Source organism: Lysinibacillus macroides, from assembly GCF_001281525.1.
In the GTDB taxonomy this organism is placed as follows: Bacteria; Bacillota; Bacilli; order Bacillales_A; family Planococcaceae; genus Lysinibacillus; species Lysinibacillus macroides.
This window is the reverse complement of sequence record NZ_LGCI01000005.1, coordinates 862,893-880,358: the sequence shown is the minus strand read 5'-3', so window position 1 is coordinate 880,358 and position 17,466 is coordinate 862,893. Positions and strand designations below refer to the sequence as shown.

The 17,466-nt window shown below is 38.3% G+C and carries 20 protein-coding genes and 1 pseudogene; 2 read left to right on the top strand and 19 right to left on the bottom strand.

The window, feature by feature from the left end:
- The 3 genes from ADM90_RS24460 to ADM90_RS24455 form a co-directional block, all read right to left on the bottom strand.
- Positions 1 to 449 (bottom strand): transposase (locus ADM90_RS24460; protein WP_327037012.1); only part of this gene is annotated, 449 nt, incomplete at its 3' end.
- Between the two features lie 143 nt (positions 450 to 592).
- A complete protein-coding gene (locus ADM90_RS07145) occupies positions 593 to 1,189 on the bottom strand; it encodes a hypothetical protein (RefSeq protein WP_053994322.1) in 597 nt (198 codons plus the stop codon).
- An 85-nt stretch (positions 1,190 to 1,274) separates the two neighbouring features.
- Positions 1,275 to 1,442, bottom strand: coding sequence for a hypothetical protein (locus ADM90_RS24455; RefSeq protein WP_161804059.1), 168 nt, complete (start codon positions 1,440 to 1,442; stop codon positions 1,275 to 1,277).
- A gap of 134 nt (positions 1,443 to 1,576) precedes the next feature.
- Here ADM90_RS24455 and ADM90_RS07140 point away from each other — a divergent pair, with 134 nt between their 5' ends.
- Positions 1,577 to 1,921, top strand: a complete 345-nt coding sequence (locus ADM90_RS07140) for a helix-turn-helix transcriptional regulator (RefSeq protein WP_053994321.1) — start codon at positions 1,577 to 1,579, stop codon at positions 1,919 to 1,921.
- A 132-nt stretch (positions 1,922 to 2,053) separates the two neighbouring features.
- Here the strand turns inward: ADM90_RS07140 and ADM90_RS07135 are convergent, their stop codons facing one another.
- From ADM90_RS07135 to ADM90_RS07060, 16 genes and pseudogenes are all read right to left on the bottom strand, one after another.
- A complete protein-coding gene (locus tag ADM90_RS07135) occupies positions 2,054 to 3,091 on the bottom strand; it encodes a tyrosine-type recombinase/integrase (RefSeq protein WP_053994320.1) in 1,038 nt (345 codons plus the stop codon).
- Between the two features lie 115 nt (positions 3,092 to 3,206).
- Complete coding sequence (ndk, locus tag ADM90_RS07130) at positions 3,207 to 3,623, bottom strand: nucleoside-diphosphate kinase (RefSeq protein WP_053994319.1); 417 nt, start codon at positions 3,621 to 3,623, stop codon at positions 3,207 to 3,209.
- Between the two features lie 86 nt (positions 3,624 to 3,709).
- Positions 3,710 to 4,684, bottom strand: a complete 975-nt coding sequence (gene hepT / locus ADM90_RS07125; RefSeq protein ID WP_053994318.1) for a heptaprenyl diphosphate synthase component II — start codon at positions 4,682 to 4,684, stop codon at positions 3,710 to 3,712.
- Between the two features lie 19 nt (positions 4,685 to 4,703).
- Positions 4,704 to 5,408: a demethylmenaquinone methyltransferase gene (locus ADM90_RS07120; RefSeq protein ID WP_053994317.1), complete on the bottom strand. Its 705-nt coding sequence runs from the start codon at positions 5,406 to 5,408 to the stop codon at positions 4,704 to 4,706.
- Positions 5,409 to 5,423: 15 nt separating this feature from the next.
- Positions 5,424 to 6,191: a heptaprenyl diphosphate synthase component 1 gene (locus ADM90_RS07115; protein WP_053994316.1), complete on the bottom strand. Its 768-nt coding sequence runs from the start codon at positions 6,189 to 6,191 to the stop codon at positions 5,424 to 5,426.
- A gap of 257 nt (positions 6,192 to 6,448) precedes the next feature.
- Positions 6,449 to 6,667 carry a trp RNA-binding attenuation protein MtrB gene (gene mtrB / locus ADM90_RS07110; protein ID WP_053994315.1) on the bottom strand — a complete coding sequence of 73 codons (219 nt, stop codon included), beginning with the start codon at positions 6,665 to 6,667 and terminating at the stop codon, positions 6,449 to 6,451.
- 62 nt (positions 6,668 to 6,729) lie between these two features.
- Positions 6,730 to 7,299: a GTP cyclohydrolase I FolE gene (gene folE, locus ADM90_RS07105; RefSeq protein ID WP_053994314.1), complete on the bottom strand. Its 570-nt coding sequence runs from the start codon at positions 7,297 to 7,299 to the stop codon at positions 6,730 to 6,732.
- Between the two features lie 377 nt (positions 7,300 to 7,676).
- Positions 7,677 to 7,949, bottom strand: a complete 273-nt coding sequence (locus ADM90_RS07100) for an HU family DNA-binding protein (RefSeq protein ID WP_053994313.1) — start codon at positions 7,947 to 7,949, stop codon at positions 7,677 to 7,679.
- 186 nt (positions 7,950 to 8,135) lie between these two features.
- Positions 8,136 to 9,614 carry a stage IV sporulation protein A gene (spoIVA, locus tag ADM90_RS07095; RefSeq protein WP_053994312.1) on the bottom strand — a complete coding sequence of 493 codons (1,479 nt, stop codon included), beginning with the start codon at positions 9,612 to 9,614 and terminating at the stop codon, positions 8,136 to 8,138.
- Positions 9,615 to 9,706: 92 nt separating this feature from the next.
- On the bottom strand, positions 9,707 to 10,486 hold the full coding sequence (locus ADM90_RS07090; protein ID WP_053994311.1) for a hypothetical protein: 780 nt from the start codon (positions 10,484 to 10,486) through the stop codon (positions 9,707 to 9,709).
- 23 nt (positions 10,487 to 10,509) lie between these two features.
- Positions 10,510 to 10,722 (bottom strand): DUF2768 domain-containing protein, encoded by a 213-nt coding sequence (locus ADM90_RS07085; RefSeq protein WP_083448478.1) that lies wholly within the window; start codon positions 10,720 to 10,722, stop codon positions 10,510 to 10,512.
- A gap of 215 nt (positions 10,723 to 10,937) precedes the next feature.
- Entirely contained in the window at positions 10,938 to 11,954 is a 1,017-nt protein-coding gene (locus ADM90_RS07080) for an NAD(P)H-dependent glycerol-3-phosphate dehydrogenase (RefSeq protein ID WP_053994310.1), read from the bottom strand.
- A gap of 104 nt (positions 11,955 to 12,058) precedes the next feature.
- Positions 12,059 to 13,369 (bottom strand): ribosome biogenesis GTPase Der, encoded by a 1,311-nt coding sequence (gene der / locus ADM90_RS07075; RefSeq protein WP_053994309.1) that lies wholly within the window; start codon positions 13,367 to 13,369, stop codon positions 12,059 to 12,061.
- Between the two features lie 473 nt (positions 13,370 to 13,842).
- Positions 13,843 to 15,165, bottom strand: a pseudogene (locus ADM90_RS07070) (opine metallophore biosynthesis dehydrogenase).
- A gap of 5 nt (positions 15,166 to 15,170) precedes the next feature.
- The gene (locus tag ADM90_RS07065; RefSeq protein WP_053994308.1) at positions 15,171 to 15,977 is read right to left on the bottom strand and encodes a methyltransferase domain-containing protein; all 807 of its coding nucleotides are present in this window, start codon (positions 15,975 to 15,977) and stop codon (positions 15,171 to 15,173) included.
- 17 nt (positions 15,978 to 15,994) lie between these two features.
- Positions 15,995 to 16,333: a diaminopimelate epimerase gene (locus tag ADM90_RS07060; RefSeq protein ID WP_053994307.1), complete on the bottom strand. Its 339-nt coding sequence runs from the start codon at positions 16,331 to 16,333 to the stop codon at positions 15,995 to 15,997.
- A 125-nt stretch (positions 16,334 to 16,458) separates the two neighbouring features.
- Here ADM90_RS07060 and ADM90_RS07055 point away from each other — a divergent pair.
- Positions 16,459 to 17,466, top strand: a 1,008-nt coding sequence (locus ADM90_RS07055; protein WP_053994915.1) for an IS4 family transposase, incomplete at its 3' end; no start/stop codon positions are given.

The following is a 17,466-nucleotide window of genomic DNA, read 5'->3' as shown; positions in this document are numbered from 1 at the left end:
GCATCTCTCGCTTCAAAATGTGTTGCATCAAAACTAAGGTGTTCCTCTTCAAGAAAACCTTCTGTAAAGGCAGCTTGAATAAGTTCATCGTGCATGCGATCTAAGACATCTGATTGACTAATCACGTCGACCATACGTGAATACGAGGCTTCAGATGGCACCGTGTCCGAAACTAAAAAGCCACAATCTAAGCGAAAGACGAAATCATGCGTTAATCGATTGACCAAATCTTTAACGGTAGGGATACGCTCGACAATGCGGATCATCAATGATTGAATCATCGCACCGTAGTTTAATTCTCGTGGAGCACCACGCATCGTCTTCTTTCGAAATAGTTGAAAGATTGGCTGCACATCGAAAGTGGCTAAAATAGCATCAAAACGACGAGAACTTTCCATTTTCAATAATTCACGGATGTCAAATAGGCTCATTTGTTTTACAATAGTCATGAGGCATCATTCCTTTTCGGTGGGTTGTTTAGTCGCTACCATTATACCGAATTTGGGGAGGTGCCTCATTTTTATTTAATTTTAGCCCTTGATATTAAAGGGATTAGAATTATGAAATTAACTCAACTAGATTATAAAAGTTATTATTCAGAAACTCTAACTAGTTCGTTGGACGCTTCATTATAGAGTTTTATAGCTATAACAAAGTTTTCTAAGGATTCACCAACTAGTTCTGATTTACCATTTAAGATACCATCCCCAAACAGCTTTGCACCTTTACTATATTCTTCTAGTGAGCCTAACATTAGTGAATGATACGTACTAAGCATATCTGGTGGTGTGATATCTACAACACTTAGATGGGTCTTATCCATTACATCCACTAATTCACTAACAGTAGTTCTAAATTCACTATCGTTGATAATTTGCGGATTCGCACTGATACTCTTACTCATTTGAGTAATTGTTTCTGCATTGACAAGAATAGATTCTGTTACTTCTTTCATAAAATCTATATAACTTAATGTATAATCGACACTATTATTATCTATAGCTGTTTGTGTTATTGTATCAATGGTTTCAGTATTCGCCTTACCTTCTCTTTCACCTTCTGGCACAACTGTAGAATCATTTTCTTTCTCGTCAACCTCGATAATATTACTATCTTCATCAATAGTCGCCCCTTCACACCCTGTTAATGTCGTACCTAGTAATAATAGAACTCCTAATTTTTTTAACATTATTCCCCTCCTGTAATTTTCATTATTGAAAACCCTATGATCTGCTTCAATTAAGATAAACACTCATATAGCTGTATATGTACTATCAATCTTCTTTCTCGCCATCTTTTTTCTTAGGCTTGGTTACACCCACAACTTGATTCGATTGGGCAAACTCTAGTGCCTGTAAAATACCAAGTATATAACGCTTTCCTTCTTCATCTAACCTTTTAAAGCTGGACTCTAGTTGCTTGTATTGGTCTTCGTTTTCCATGAAACCCCTCCTTATTCACACCTTATGAGAGTATTATATAATTACATAGAGAGTAATTCAACTGCATTTTATTTATATTTACTTTCAATGTGAGTGGATATATGATATTTTGAATACTAACGAGGTGATATCTATTGTCTATTACTGTCAATCAACGTGTTAAACAAGTACGAACTGAACTGAATTTATCGCAAGCCAAATTTGCTAAAGCTATTTCAATATCCAATAGTCATATAGCAGGCATTGAATTAGAGCATCGAAAGGTAAATGACCGCATCATCAGATTGATTTGTATCACTTTCAATGTGAATGAAAATTGGCTAAATACTGGTGAAGGTGAGATGTTTAAAAGCCCTGCTGATACTAAATTTGAAATGGCTATGACAATTTTCAAAGAGTTAAATCCTGAGTATCAAGAATTTGTGTTAAAACAAATTGATGAGCTACTGAAAATCCAAAATAATAGGAAAAATAAATAAACCAAGGAATAGGGCTATCAATAGTAGCCCTATTTTTCATCTCGTTTAGACACATATACAAGTAGTTCTGGAAGCGGGGCAAATATAAGCTTTTCGCTATCGCTTTAAACTAACTCTGAGAAGAAGTATATGTTATAAAAAATCACGTAAATTCTTTGCTACTGTATCAACATCTAACCCCAAATATCTCGTAGTTGTCGATAAGTCAGAATGCGCTAAAGCATGAGATACTAAGTTTATATCCGCCCCACGTTTCACCAAATTATGAGCATACAACCTTCTAATAGAATGAGGATTAATGTTCTTTAAATTCCACTTGTTACTGTATACCCATAAATTTTTTGCAATTAAATTGGACGGTGAAACTGTATTTGAGATTGGTACGCCTATGTTTGAAAGAAAGATATAATCATTCTTTTCTCTATGTTCTTTCCTAACATCATCATTTATTGAAATTAGCTCTCTTAATAAAGTACACATTTCATCATCTAAAGGGAGAATCAATGGTCTATGCGATTTCATTATCTCTCCCTGTAACTTCAAAAGCATATTTTCAAAATCAATATTCTGTTCTCTTAAAGCTCCCAATGTTTTAATTCGAATACCTGTTTTGTATAAAAGTAAAATCGCTATACTATCACGTAATCCCGAATACGTTGATTTATCCAAAAGTGATAACAAGAGTGCCAGTTCACTTTCCGTAGTAGCTTCCTTAACGCTTGTATTTACTTTTATTTTGATGTTTGTCCAAAACTTTGAGTTATACCAACCATTATCGTGACACTTGCTTAAAACGGCTTTAATTTGCTTTAAACGACCATGTAGAGATGTGTCCTTTGCATTTTTGAAACTTGATAAATATTGATAAATTTTTTCATTGTTTATTTCATGGAGATATTCAACTTTAGTAACTTCAACAAATCGCTTAAAATTATAGTTGTAACTATCAATTGTCCTTGGTCTTAATCCGTTTAGTCGCCATTGTTGATTTAAAATTTGTATGGCGTGTTTAATGGTTATATTTCTGTTGTCCAATTCATCAAACGTATCCATTTTAACTATTGAGTTATTGATTTTTGTCACCATTTCTTTCTTTGGTTCTTTTTCAGTTTTGATAGTCAATAAGCTTAAATCAATGTTTGTGTTAACTTTATTGAATGATTTTGACAAATAAAAAACCCCCTAACATTTTTTGTTAGAAGGTAAAAGTTACATCGGAAAAATAGATGATTTTTTTATTGAGTTCTATTCGTAGTTATTTTCGCTACGCTTCTTAGATTCGAAATTAAACTAAATCTTCACCGAAGAATAAGCCGATTTCGCGCTCTGCAGATGCAAGAGAGTCAGAACCGTGGATGATGTTGTGAGAAACAGTTGTTGCGTAGTCACCACGGATTGTACCTGGGTTAGATTCTTCAGGTTTCGTTGCACCCATCATCGTACGAGCAAGCTTGATTACGTTCTCGCCTTCCCATACCATAGCGAATACAGGACCAGAAGTGATGAAATCAACTAATTCACCGAAGAATGGACGCTCCGCATGCTCAGCATAGTGCTTTTCTGCTAATTCTTTAGGAATTACCATTAATTTAGCACCTTTCATGATAAAACCGCGACGTTCGAAACGGTCAACGATGTCTCCTACTACTTGACGTTCCACGCCATCTGGCTTAACCATTAAAAAAGTTTTTTCAATTGCCATGTTTAAAACACTCCTTAAATTCGTCTAACAGGTTTTTCACCTACCGATAAATATTAACAAAAAATGAGCCTTTGTACAACAAAAAGCTAGAATTTGCGCTTCCCCATAAACAATGCAACATCACGTAGTTTTTTCTTAACGGGATGTTTTGGTAAAGCATCAATTTCCTGTAAGGCTTTTTTCAAATATTTATCACTCATACGATTAGCTTGCTCAATTGCATGAGATTTACGCACATATTGCAACATATTTTGACGTTCCAATTCTGTTAATGTCCCTGCAAATACCTTTACTAAGTATGGTTGTAGTTCTGGATCATCTTTTAACAATAAAATCGGTAGGGTAATATTGCCCTGCAATAAATCACTACCTGCTGGTTTCCCTAGCTCCTTATCAGTTGCCATAATATCTAAAACATCATCGATAATTTGAAAGCTCATGCCTACAAAATAGCCAAAGCGTTTTAAATGTCGCACTGTTTTCGCATCTACGCCTGCTGCTACAGCCCCTAGCTCACAGCTTGAGGAAATAAGTAATGCTGTTTTGCGTTTGATTCTTCTAAAATAATCTTTTAGACCTTGATCTAATCTAAATTTATCCTCAATTTGAATGACTTCACCGTTACAAATCTCTACCATCGTACGCGCTAAAATTTGATGTACAAGTGGGTCCTCTAACTTTGTAATATATTCCAGAGCACGTGCAAAAATAAAATCGCCCGTGTACATAGCTACTCTGTTATTCCACTGTGATTTGACCGTTGGGCGTCCCCGTCGCATATTGGAATCATCAATCACATCATCATGCACAAGAGATGCCATATGAATGAGCTCTAAAGGCACTGCGACATCCTTCATCTTTTCAATATCATAGTTGCCAAATTTCGCACCTAACAATACAAAAATTGGCCGTATCCGTTTGCCACCAGCTTGTAATAAATGAAGGGAAGCATCGTTGATCAAATATGAAGATGAGTCCACCGCTTGTTCTAACTCTTGTTCAATGATATCGATATCTGATTTCAAATCGGAATAGAGTAGTTTTAACTTCATCTTTTCCACGTGTGAAAACCTTCCCCCATTAACGTACCTTTTTAAAGCCCATATGCATTGCCGCAGCCCCGCCACTGTATGGTTTGTACGTTACTTTTTCTAATCCTGCCTGCTCAAACAATGCTGCTAACTTTTTCATACCTGGGAAATCATTTGCAGATTCTTGCAACCAAGAATACTCCTTATAACTTTTTGCAAATAGTTTACCAAATATCGGCATTATATATTTAAAATAAAAACGGAACAGTTGACGGTAACCAGGAATTTCTGATTGGGATGTTTCCAAGCAAACAACCATACCACCTGGCTTTACCACTCGATGCATCTCCTTTAAGACTTGTAAATAATCTGGTACATTACGAAGGCCAAAACCAATCGTTACATAATCAAATGTATTGTCTGGGAAAGGTAATTCCATTGCATTGCCATGGATCAGTTCAATTTGTGGATATGGCTCTACTTTTTGTGCGCCAACCTTCAACATATTTTGACTAAAATCCAGCCCCTTGACCTCTCCATTTTCACCAACTGCTTCCGCCAATGTGATCGTCCAATCTGCTGTTCCACAGCATACATCAAGTGCCTTTGTTCCAGGTTTTACAGCCATGCGCTTCATCGTATCGTTGCGCCAGCCAACATGCATCTGGAAGCTAATGACACCATTCATTTTATCGTAGTTATCCGAAATACTTTCAAATACTTCGTGAACATGTTCTTCTTTTGTTTTAGCCATTTTGAAAAACCCCTCTTATCCATTAGTAGACGCAATGGATGCCTCTACATGTGCACGTAAAGCCTGTTTCATATCACTTTGTAAAAATGATGCACTACCAATCATCTGTGATAGCTCTGTTTTTAACTGTATAATTTTCTCCTGAATGACGCTTGTAAAGGTTGCACCAATTCGTTGAACGCTTGCTTCAAGTGCCTTGCCCATCAAGGACATTTGCCCCTGTTGATAGGCTATCCATTCTCTTTCCAAACGCAAAATTAATAAGCTCTTTTCGATAAGCGGTATATAGTTATGAAAAGCATATAAATCGAAAAATTGAGCAATTAATCCCGATTCAATATTGCTCATCGAAGTGTACCATTGCTCGACTGTTCGTTGGCTTGCTTCGTATACTCTAATTTGATGTTCACAGCGTGCGGCAATTCCTTGCGATAAGTTACGAATTAATGCAACATTGCCAGACATTGCTAATATCTCATAGTAACGACCACTATAAAAATCTCCAGCTAAAACAGTTAGCTGCTGTTCTTTCGATGTAGCATCTAATTCTTTGATATGATCGTGTGCTGTTAATGCTGCATACACAATACCAACCGTAACGGCCGCCTCTTGTTGCTCTTGTTGCCACTCTTCACCGTTCAAAAATGGGATTAACAAATAAAACAATTGATTTTCATCTAGCACAGGCACGCCTGTATATTTTTGCAAAGTTCTATGACGAACATCCATGAAAATCTCTGTTTTTAACTGTGTAATTGAATTTTGAATGTATGTTGCATTCATAGACCTTACTCCATTTCACTTTCAAATACGTTTCCCCTAGCAAAGGCTTAACGTTTGCTTACTGAGTCATTATAGCATACGCAACGATTCGACATAAAAAATTTTTGCTTTCTTCACAATAGGATAGGCAGTACGGCTTTCCCCATAACTGGATGCAGGAATGCCAACTGCCCTTAAAACTATAACCTCAGTTTTGCACATCTAATCTATATATACGTCCATACAAGGAACCAGCTCCGTTGCATAAACTATCGTCATTATTTTTTTGCTTCACTATGAATCAAACCATGCGCTGTGTGAATTTGTGCTTTCCCACGAATTTTCATCGCAGACGTATGTTCAGTAAATTGAGCTATCATAACTTCGCCGGTATCTAGTTTTTCTGAATGATGGAACTTTGTATCAGTTCCACGCGTTAAACCAATAACATGTACACCATCTTCTTCTGCTTGAATAACAATATAATCTTGTGACATCCTTGTACACTCCTTAAATCCGACAAATTCTTACTTCATCATAACATAATTAGACATACAATTTAAGACATTTGAATAAATGACAGCACTTCTCTACGTTTCACTTCATCTTCCTCATAAATACCACGTGCAACAGATGTCACCGTCTTTGAACCAGGTTTTTTTAATCCACGCATCGTCATACACATATGCTCAGCCTCGATCACAACATAAACACCTTTTGGCGCAAGCATCTCCATAATTGTTTCCGCTACTGAAGAGGTAATACGCTCTTGTAGCTGTGGTCTGCGGGCAATCGTTTCAACAGCACGACCTAATTTACTGAGCCCAGCAACAACGCCGTCATTTGGTATGTATGCAACATGTGCTTTGCCATAGAAAGGTACTAGATGATGCTCACACATCGAATAAAAAGGAATATCTTTGACAAGCACTAATTCTTCATGATCCTCATGGAATACCGTTTTAAAATAATCTTTAGCATCCTCATGCAGGCCACTAAACATTTCTGCATACATTTTTGCTACGCGTTTTGGTGTATCCAATAAACCTTCCCGATTTATATCCTCACCTACCGCTTCTAAAATCATTTTTACTGCTTCTTCTATTTTCAATAAATCAATATTTGACATCTGTAAAAACCCTCCTGCGTATCGAAACATTACACATTTCCTTATGCATCGTAGCATATCCAAAAGGCAAGCGCAAAATGACTTACCTATTTCCATAGAAATTCATATTTGAATCAGCAAATTTCATGTTTATTTTAGTTCTTCACCGAAACGTATTCGCATTTTTGGCAGAGAGGACTTCACTTTCATTAAAAAAACGCTACTTTTCCTGTGGGTGTTGCTCCTCTTCTCTTTACTGCATAGATCGTTTATTTCATTGCCAATATATGTTGTAGTGTCGATCCTTTATTTTTATGTAAAATCTATTATTACGTTAAAAAGAGCAGTCTCCATGTTCGTTTACATGAAGACTGCTCTATGTAACTACTAGACGTGTATTATTTTACCGCGTCTTTAAGTGCTTTACCTGGTTTGAAAGCAGGCACCTTGCTAGCAGCGATTTCGATTTCTTCACCAGACTGAGGGTTACGTCCTTTACGAGCCGCACGCTCACGCACCTCAAAATTACCAAAACCGATTAATTGTACTTTGTCACCCTTTGCAAGAGCATCTTGAATTGTATCAAATACAGCTTCAACTGCTTTAGAAGCGTCTTTTTTAGAAAGACCTGCAGCTTCAGCAACAGAGTTTACTAATTCTGTTTTATTCACACCATTCACCTCCTCTCAAAGGGTCATGAACCAATTCTGTAAAAAGAGTAACACATAGAAAACCGCTACGCAACTGTATTCATACATGATTATAACCAAAAAACCAGTTTTTCACCCCAAAAACAAAAATAACAGGACTTTTCGCATAAAAACGAAAAGTCCTGTACCCTTTTTTGACTGGTAGCCCTATAAAATAAATGTCACTAGCCCGCGATCTCCTTCATTGACCATACGTTCAATGGTTTGACGCATACGTTTTTTCGCAGTAGGTGGAACTGCATCCATTTTATAACGAATACCCTCTTTTAACACTTCATGTAATGGCGTACCAAAAAGCTGTGTATTCCATAATGCATCGCGATCATGTAAATACGCATGATTTAAGTCTTTGAGCAGCTGCTGGCTATGGAATTCAGAGCCAATCAATGGCGCAAATTCTGACTCCATATCAACGCGAATAATATGATAAGATGGTGCTTTTGCCTTCATGCGTACACCAAAGAAATTATTCTGTTTAATGAGCTCTGGGGCTGTTGGCTCAAATTCCTGCATCATTGGCAATGTCACGCCATAGCCTGTGGTATCGGCATCATGAATTGCATTTTTAAAGCGTTTTTGCGCCTCCTTTGCCTCTGCCGCCTCTTTGATAAAGAGCAGCCAATCTTTTTTCGTTTCAATCGGCTCCTCTAGCCATTCATTGCAAACCGATTTGTATAATTCTCCCTGTAAGGATACCCGAATCACAGCCGTTCCCACTCCAGCATCCACATCCACTACTTCACTTTGGTCGATAAAATCAATGGCTTTAAAGGCATCTGATGCTTGTTGAACATCTCGAATTTTCATCACAGAAGACAGCACTTCTTCCATCGAATCAATCAACGCCACATTCAATGGATGTGTAGCATCTAAAACGTCTAGCCAATCGGGTTTCTCCACTTCGATTGTACGAATCGGAAATTCAAATAATGCCTCTTGCAAAATATATTGAATATCAGATGCTCTCATTTGATCAATAGAAATGGCAATAACAGGCACATTATAACGTTCAAATAATTCATTACGAAGCTGAACCGTCTCTTCTCTCGCTGGCATTTGGCAATTCAGCAATATAACAAATGGCTTACCAATGTCCTTTAACTGTGCCACAATTTCTTCTTCTGCCTTCTCAGCAGCACGGCGACTAATACCATTTACGGTACCGTCTGTCGTCACAACAATACCTATATTGGCATGGTCACGAATTACTTTATCTGTGCCAATTTTAGCAGCTTCCTGGAAAGGAATGGGCTCTGTATGCCAAGGTGTATGAACGTATTTTGGCCCGTTTTCATCCTCATAGCCCTTTGTCCCATCAATAATATAACCAACACAATCTGCTAAACGAATTTGGAATGGCATTTCATCTTCTCCGACCACAATACGAGTTGCTTGGGCAGGCACAAACTTCGGCTCAGCAGTCATAATCACTGGCCCTGGTGAACTTTGTGGCAACTCATCTTGTGCTCGCATTCTTTCCGTTTCATCCACAATATTTGGTAACACAACCGCTTCCATTACCTTTTTTACAAATGTTGATTTACCTACACGTACTGGACCGACAACACCAATATAAACATCGCCATTTGTGCGCTCTGCAATTTCTCTAAATACTGCTTCACTCAAGGTTTCTGCCTCCTTTATCTACGCTTTTTCACTATATGCGAGCCTGTAGACAAATATGAAAAAGCCCCTCACAAATGTAAGGAGCTTGCCTGCTATTCTTTCTTTGTTTCTGTTTCTGCCTCTTGCTGCTGACGCTCCTTCACCTTTTGAACATCTGCATTATAAGTATCCATATCATATATCGGTTCACCATTCTCATCAACTGTATATGGCACAGAATAGGCAGGCACTACAGGATATTTATCGACAAGTAACTGACGAATATCATCACCAGGCTTTACTTCTGGCTTCTCTTCTTTTAATAGCTGTCCTAAATCTACAGCATAGTCTACGTGTAGCTCACCATCACCTGTCATAAAGATCGGTAATTCAACACCAGAATAGGGGCTTTTTACCGTAACATCTGTTTTATATCCTAATTCTTGATAATTAATTTGATAAACATTGTCTGCTGCCGCACCCTTTATAGGCAAATATTTCGTAGAGAGCTTACGAATACCTATTTCACGCATACGCTCTGCTGCATTTAAGTCTACTAATTTAACCGTTGCCTCATTTTCCGGGTCCCAAATAATATATTGATAAATCCCACCCTTTTCATAGGCATTGCCAGGAATCGTTGTCAAATACTTCGGCATAAGTTTCTCAAAATCAATTAAATATTTAATATAAATATCTGTATCTACTTCACTATTTTTAATTGGCACAAGCCCGCCAGTGGCTTCGCGGTATTCATCAACGGCACGCTGAACGGCTGCAAGTTGGTCAACATCAGGCGTTACCTTTGCTCGTTTTTCGTCTTCTGGGTATGCACATCCTACTAACAGGATGGCGGTTGCACATACCAACAGGATAGCCCTAAGTTTTTTCATGTTAACTGACACCTCATTATTTTTTATGCTGGCCACGTGGCAACTACTAGTACCATTAAAAATGTGCCAAGACCAAACAGTATGTATGCACATAAATTGACAATTGTTCGTAAAACTACATTTGAAATCTTATGTCGACCTAAATAAATCAAGCCGACTGATATAATCATAAAGCCAATGCAATAGAATGATACCCACATCACATCTAGTGCAGGCATATGCGCTAACGGCCCCATCTCAGATAACCACCTTTCCTTCCATGTCCAGACACAATCAAAGTATATTATACTATGTGCCTTTGCTAAAAAGAAATAGCTGTCCTCTAACTGTCGAGAAATGGACAACCCTTTAAGGTCTATCAACGAGCAACACATAATAAGGCGTCTCAGTACATTCCCTGAGACACCTTATTTATGTCCGTTTTATGACAAGCTTAATCAAAAATTTATGATCAATGCTTCATATCATCTATTTCTCGTTTTTTCATACGCATCATCAATGCATCAACAGCCACCTTTGGCTCTACATCATTAAAGAGCACACTATAAAGCTCTGTGGAGATAGGCATTGCCACATTGTACTTTTGGGCTAATTGATAGGCTGCCTTCGTTGTGCGAACACCTTCCACGACCATGCCCATCTGTTCAAGAACTTCCTCTAGCTTCATGCCTTGTCCAAGCATATGACCTGCGCGCCAGTTTCGAGAGTGAACACTTGTACACGTTACAATTAAATCCCCCATGCCCGTAAGCCCTGAGAAAGTAAATGGATTCCCCCCCATTTTTACACCCAAACGAGAAATCTCTGCAAGACCTCGCGTAATTAGTGCCGCTTTCGCATTATCACCATAATTCAAGCCATCTGTAATCCCTGCGGCTAAAGCGATAACATTTTTCAATGCGCCCCCTATTTCTACGCCAATCACATCTTCATTTGTATAAACACGGAAAAATTGATTCATAAATAAATCCTGTACCTTTTCAGCAGCATCTATATTGGCACAGGCTGCTGTAACGGTTGTAGGGTGATGTAACACAACTTCCTCCGCATGACTTGGCCCTGAAAGCACGACAATTTCTTCAACATACTCAGGTGGTAAGCTCTCTGCTAAAATTTCAGATATTCGCTTTAAAGAATCAGGCTCAATTCCTTTAGAAACATGGACAAACAACACTTTTCTAGTTAATTCAACTGTCAATTTCTCACAAACTTCTCGAATAGCCTTTGTTGGTACAGCGATAACAATCGTTTCTGCATGTGCTGCTGCTTTTGCGATATCACTTGTCGCATGCAAATTTGTGGGCAGTACCGTATCTGGCAAATATTTTTTATTTGTATGCAGGCTATTTATTTCCTCTGCCTGCTCAGCTCGATGTGTCCATACAAGTGTATCATGACCATTTTCTGCTAATACCATCGCAAGAGCAGTTCCCCATGAGCCTGCCCCTAGCACACAAACTTTTTCCATCCAAAAATCCTCCCTTATTGGGTTGTCTACAATCGCTTTTTTTGTAAAAAGACGCCATCTAACAAATCTGTCAGATTGGCGTATTGTATGTGTATGCGGTTCTCTTACGCACGAGCCCGTGTAATTAAACGAATCGGCGTTCCTTCAAAATCAAATGTTTCACGAATACGGTTTTCTAAGAAACGTTCATATGAGAAGTGCATTAGCTCAGGTTCATTAACAAAAACAACAAATGTTGGTGGCTTAATCGCAACCTGCGTAGCATAGTAAATACGTAAACGGCGACCCTTATCGCTTGGCGCAGGATTACGTGCTACGGAATCCTCAATCACTTCATTTAAAATAGAAGACTGAATACGCATTGCATGATTTTCACTGACACGTTGGATAATTGGTAAGATTTGATGCACGCGCTGTTTTGTATTAGCGGATACAAAAATAATCGGCGCATAATCCAAAAATAGGAAATGCTCACGAATTTGCTGTGTAAAGACATTCATTGTTTTTTCGTCTTTTTCAATAGCATCCCATTTATTTACAACGATCACAACTGCTTTACCAGCCTCATGTGCATAGCCTGCAATTTTTTTATCCTGCTCTTGAATGCCCTCTTCTGCATTTAGTACCACTAAGACAACGTCTGAGCGTTCAATAGCACGTAAAGCACGCAATACGGAGTATTTTTCAGTAGACTCATACACCTTGCCCTTTTTACGCATACCAGCTGTATCAATAATGACATATTCCTGATCATCATATTCATAGGGTGTATCAATCGCATCGCGCGTTGTCCCTGCAATATTGCTGACAATTACACGATCTTGCCCTAAGAAGGCATTGACCAATGAGGATTTCCCAACATTTGGACGACCAATTAAAGAGAATTTAATAACATCCTCGCCGTACTGTTCTTCATCTTCTTTCGGAAAATGCTTTGCACACTCGTCCAATAAATCTCCTAAACCTAAACCGTGCGAGCCAGAAATTGGCCAAGGCTCACCAAAGCCAAGTGCATAAAAGTCATAAATCATTTCACGCATATCTGGATTATCAATTTTATTAACCGCTAATACAACGGGTTTTTTGGTTTTGTATAAAATTTTAGCCACTTGTTCATCTGCTGCCGTTACCCCTTCACGACCATTTGTCATAAAAATAATAACGTCTGCTTCGTCAATGGCAATTTCGGCTTGTTGACGAATTTGCTCTAAAAACGGTTCGTCTCCAATTTCAATGCCACCTGTATCAATAATATTAAAATCATGTGTTAACCACTCTGCCGAACTATAAATACGGTCACGTGTTACGCCTGGGATATCTTCCACAATCGAAACGCGTTCTCCAACGATACGATTAAAAATCGTCGACTTACCTACGTTCGGACGACCTACGATGGCTACTACTGGTTTCGTCATCTGTACTTCATCCTTCCAACTTCTTGTCTTTCGCTATTATACACGAAAAACGCCATTATATCATAAGAATTCGCAACTTACTGGCTTTCTTCCGGAAAAAAATCCTGCATAATTATTCGAAATGAAGCGGGAACCTCACTAATTTGTCCATTAAGAAAGCTGGATAACGATTAAAACAATATAAACTAAAACCCCGAACCATTACGAAACACTACTTACAAGAGTTTCATCTAATAGTTTGGGGCTTATCCTGGTTAAATTCCTTTTGGTCCATCCTTTTAAAACATTTCTTCTTTATACATAAACCTCATCGTAAAAAGCCCAATATCAAAGCTATCATCTGAAAAAAGCAGTAAAAACCAATGCTATCAACTTAATCCCAAAAAACCTTTTACTATAAAAACCCAGATTTTACCAACTATTTTTAACCATAAATTATTTAAAATGTAAACACGATACTAAAAAAATATACATCAATTCGGAGAAGTATGAACTTCTAAACTATTTACTTGTAATTCATGACAAATCATCTCAATATCTACAGAAAACGTTTGGACAGTAAATGCATCTGATAATAATGCATGAATCGTAGAAGACGTTATTGTTCGTAGTTTTTCCTCATAGATTTGAATAAAATGATCTATCGTTGGACACTCTACCTGTACCGCTTTTGCAATACCTTGAATAATTTTTAGTCGATAATAATCTTCTTTTGGCATACGAGGGATATCTAAAAGTCCTTCGCGATTCATAAAGATTTTTCGAATAGGCACTGCTGAGAAATCAAAGTATCTTCCATTACTATCTGGCTGTGAAAAAGGATCAATTAACAAGGAGGCATAACGAACATATAATAAATATTCTTGATGAATAGGTGGTAATTGCTAAAAACCTTCAATATCCTGACGAGCAATACTTTCTGGACGTAATGGATAGTTATCATCAACCATAAATTGTAAAATGTTAAGGGGCTTTATTCGTAATTCCCCTATAATATCCATAATTTCTTGCCAATGATTGCGTAAATGATGAATCATTTCCTGGGTAATGGGACCTTCTGGATATAATTTATAGACATATTTTTGAGTAGTTGTATCATCAAATATTGTCTGTAACGAAAAGTGATTCATAAATAACGGTGGATGGACATATAGAGAGATATTTCTTGTTTCAGCCTCTAATGGCGAATCCATCACTGTCAATTGAATGTGTAGCTGTTGATATAATTCTTCTAGTATGGCTAATCGCTCAGATTGTGCTAATGATGACCCTATATATACCTTTTTCTTAACCCCTGTTGTTACTACCTCATGGCTTGGTTCTCCTTGCAGCCATCTCGTATCACCAAAATATGTAGAAAAACTAATCACTTCTACAGAAGGGTTGATTTCCTTTAAATAACTTGCGACTAAACAATTTGAACCAAATGTTGGTGAAATTAAAAGAATTGCTGTCACCTTGTTTAATACTTCTTGATCTATTTGGGCTAAAACCGATGTATAAGCATCTGCCGTGACAGACAAAATAATTGTGTCCCATTTACCCTTTACTGTAGAATAGCCTTCAAAAAGATAGTCGAGTTTGCTAGTACCTTCTACCGCATGATGCTGCTTATTTTGAATATGCACGTTCACTGTTAAATCATTATGTCGAATCGCTTCATATACTAATTTTGAACGATTAGACACTCTTCCAACTATACCAATCTCACAATTTAAGTTATTTTTAAAGTTCACTGCCAACTGCATCGATGTAGGCCCTGTTCCCACTATTAATACTCGTTTAAAGCAAGTCATATTCTCTATTCTCCTTTTCTGTATGCCTTTTTGTATAAAGCAATATCGAAAATTTGTTGTGGGTTGGCGATTTGTTCTACTAAATGCCATTTTGCAGGATCTACTTTTTCCATTGGATAATTAAATAATGACTTTAAACCATTACCATATCGCATTGCCACTACAACATCATCATTTGTTAACTCATATAATTGCCCTAAAATAGCATACTTGCAACTGACTGTGGAGCTGAAAATAATATGAGTAATATCATGGATTGCGCTAAGCTCCTCTACCGAGCAATGATCAATTTGTATATTGAGCTCACCATCTACTTTCTCCACTACTTGCCGTCCCAGCCGTACTGCCTCCTCATCAATATCAATACCAATCACTTGTGCACCTGTTTGTTTCGCAATCAGCAATGGTGTCATAGGGAAGGAACCTGATCCAACGAGTAACACCTTTGAATGCCGTGTAACTACAAAATGACTAAACTCCCTATGGATACAGCTCTCAATATTTTGGAAATAATTAGTCATCTCCTCCTTGTGCTGTAGCAATCGAAAAGCTCTTATTTTTTCCATAATTGTTACACTATAAGCTGATTTTTGTCGTAGCTCCTCAACCAACTGATAAACCATAGGCGAAAATTCTAAATTTCCCCACGCTCTCTCATTGCATCGGTCTACGATAAAAGCTGAATATTGATCTATTACCCGTTCCAACTCAACATCATAATGAAGTGTTTGAACATCATCATATCCTATCAACTCGGTAAATTTTTCTACAAAAAATTGTAAATGTGTTACAAATTCATCGACTTTTAGCAATTATTTCACTCCTTTTCTTACAGCTCAATATATGCCTTCCCCTGCGCTACAATTTCAACGGTTCCTTTGATTTTTACCTCTTTTTGCGTTTCTGTGTAACGTGCCAATACTTGAATCGTACCACCAGGCTGCTTAATTTCTTCCTTAATAATTTGTTTATTTTTCCATGCCAAATATGCACCGATTGTAGCAGTTCCTGAACCACAGCCACGTTCCCATACCATACTATTTAAAGACGGCACATAAATTAAAGGAGCTAATTCAGCACTGCCCTCTTTGAACAATAAAATTCCAATTAGAGGTTCATCTAACGCGACAGCAAGTAATTTAGCAAGCTGCTGTGCCTTTGCTTTCACATCTGATGTAAAATATCACGCGTGTTGATTAACCAACTACTACCAGCTTAATACATGAAAAAAAGAGATGCCTCTCGTAAAATGTAAGTGTCCAAACCAACATTTACGAAACGAGGTCATCTCTCATGAATAAGAATACCACGCTCGAGACATTGATTCAAAAATTTCTTTCCAAAGAAGAACTCCAAGAGATTCTGGAGGAGTTTCAGTACGAAGAAAAAGCCCGTAAATGCACGGTCTCCGTGATTCTTTCCTATCTGATCCATTCAGCTGCGAATGAATGGAAAAGCTTGCGCCACGCAGCGGATGTCGGTGAACATATCGGACTGACACCCGTCGATCACTCGTCTCTTTCCAAGCATCTCAAAGGACAGGATTACGCGATCATGAAGCGTGTGCTGGAAGTGGTGATCGGCAAACTGAACCGCGCGGCCCGCCGCAAGATCAAACTCCCGAAAGCCCTTCTGTCGATTGATTCGACGACCATCACCGTCGGAAAAACCCGGTTGCCTTGGGCGCTCTATCATGGAGAGCGGGCAGGCATCAAGCTGCATGTTGGCTTTTCGAATGAAACCGGCATGCCGCTTCATGTGGTGGAGACGACGGGATTAAAACATGATGGTCCGATCGGAAAAGAGCTGGAAGACGAACGATTTATTTTGGTTGGCGACCGGGCGTACTTTTCGATTGATAAAGTAGACCGGTATCTCAAAAGTGACCAGGATTTTGTCTTTCGTTTAAAGGACAATATCCATTTCAACCGAAAGAAATCACTTCAGGGCAGCCGTCCAGAAGGATCCAACGTGACCGCTGACTTCACTTGCACACTGGGCACGCCGCAGAAACAAACGAAAAACCGGCATCGTATCGTGCAGTTTACCGATTATAAAGGAAAAACGATCAGCGTGATCACCAGCCTGATGGGTGTAACCGCGGAAGAAGTAGCTGAAATGTACAAATCACGCTGGGCGATTGAGTCATTCTTCCGCTGGGTGAAGCAGAATTTGAATGTGCCGGCTCTCTTCGGCACGACAGAAAACGCCGTGTTCAACCAGCTGTTTGCGGCGCTGATCGCCTACGTTCTGCTCAAATATTTGCATACACAAGGTAACAAGGGGAGCTACTGCAAAACC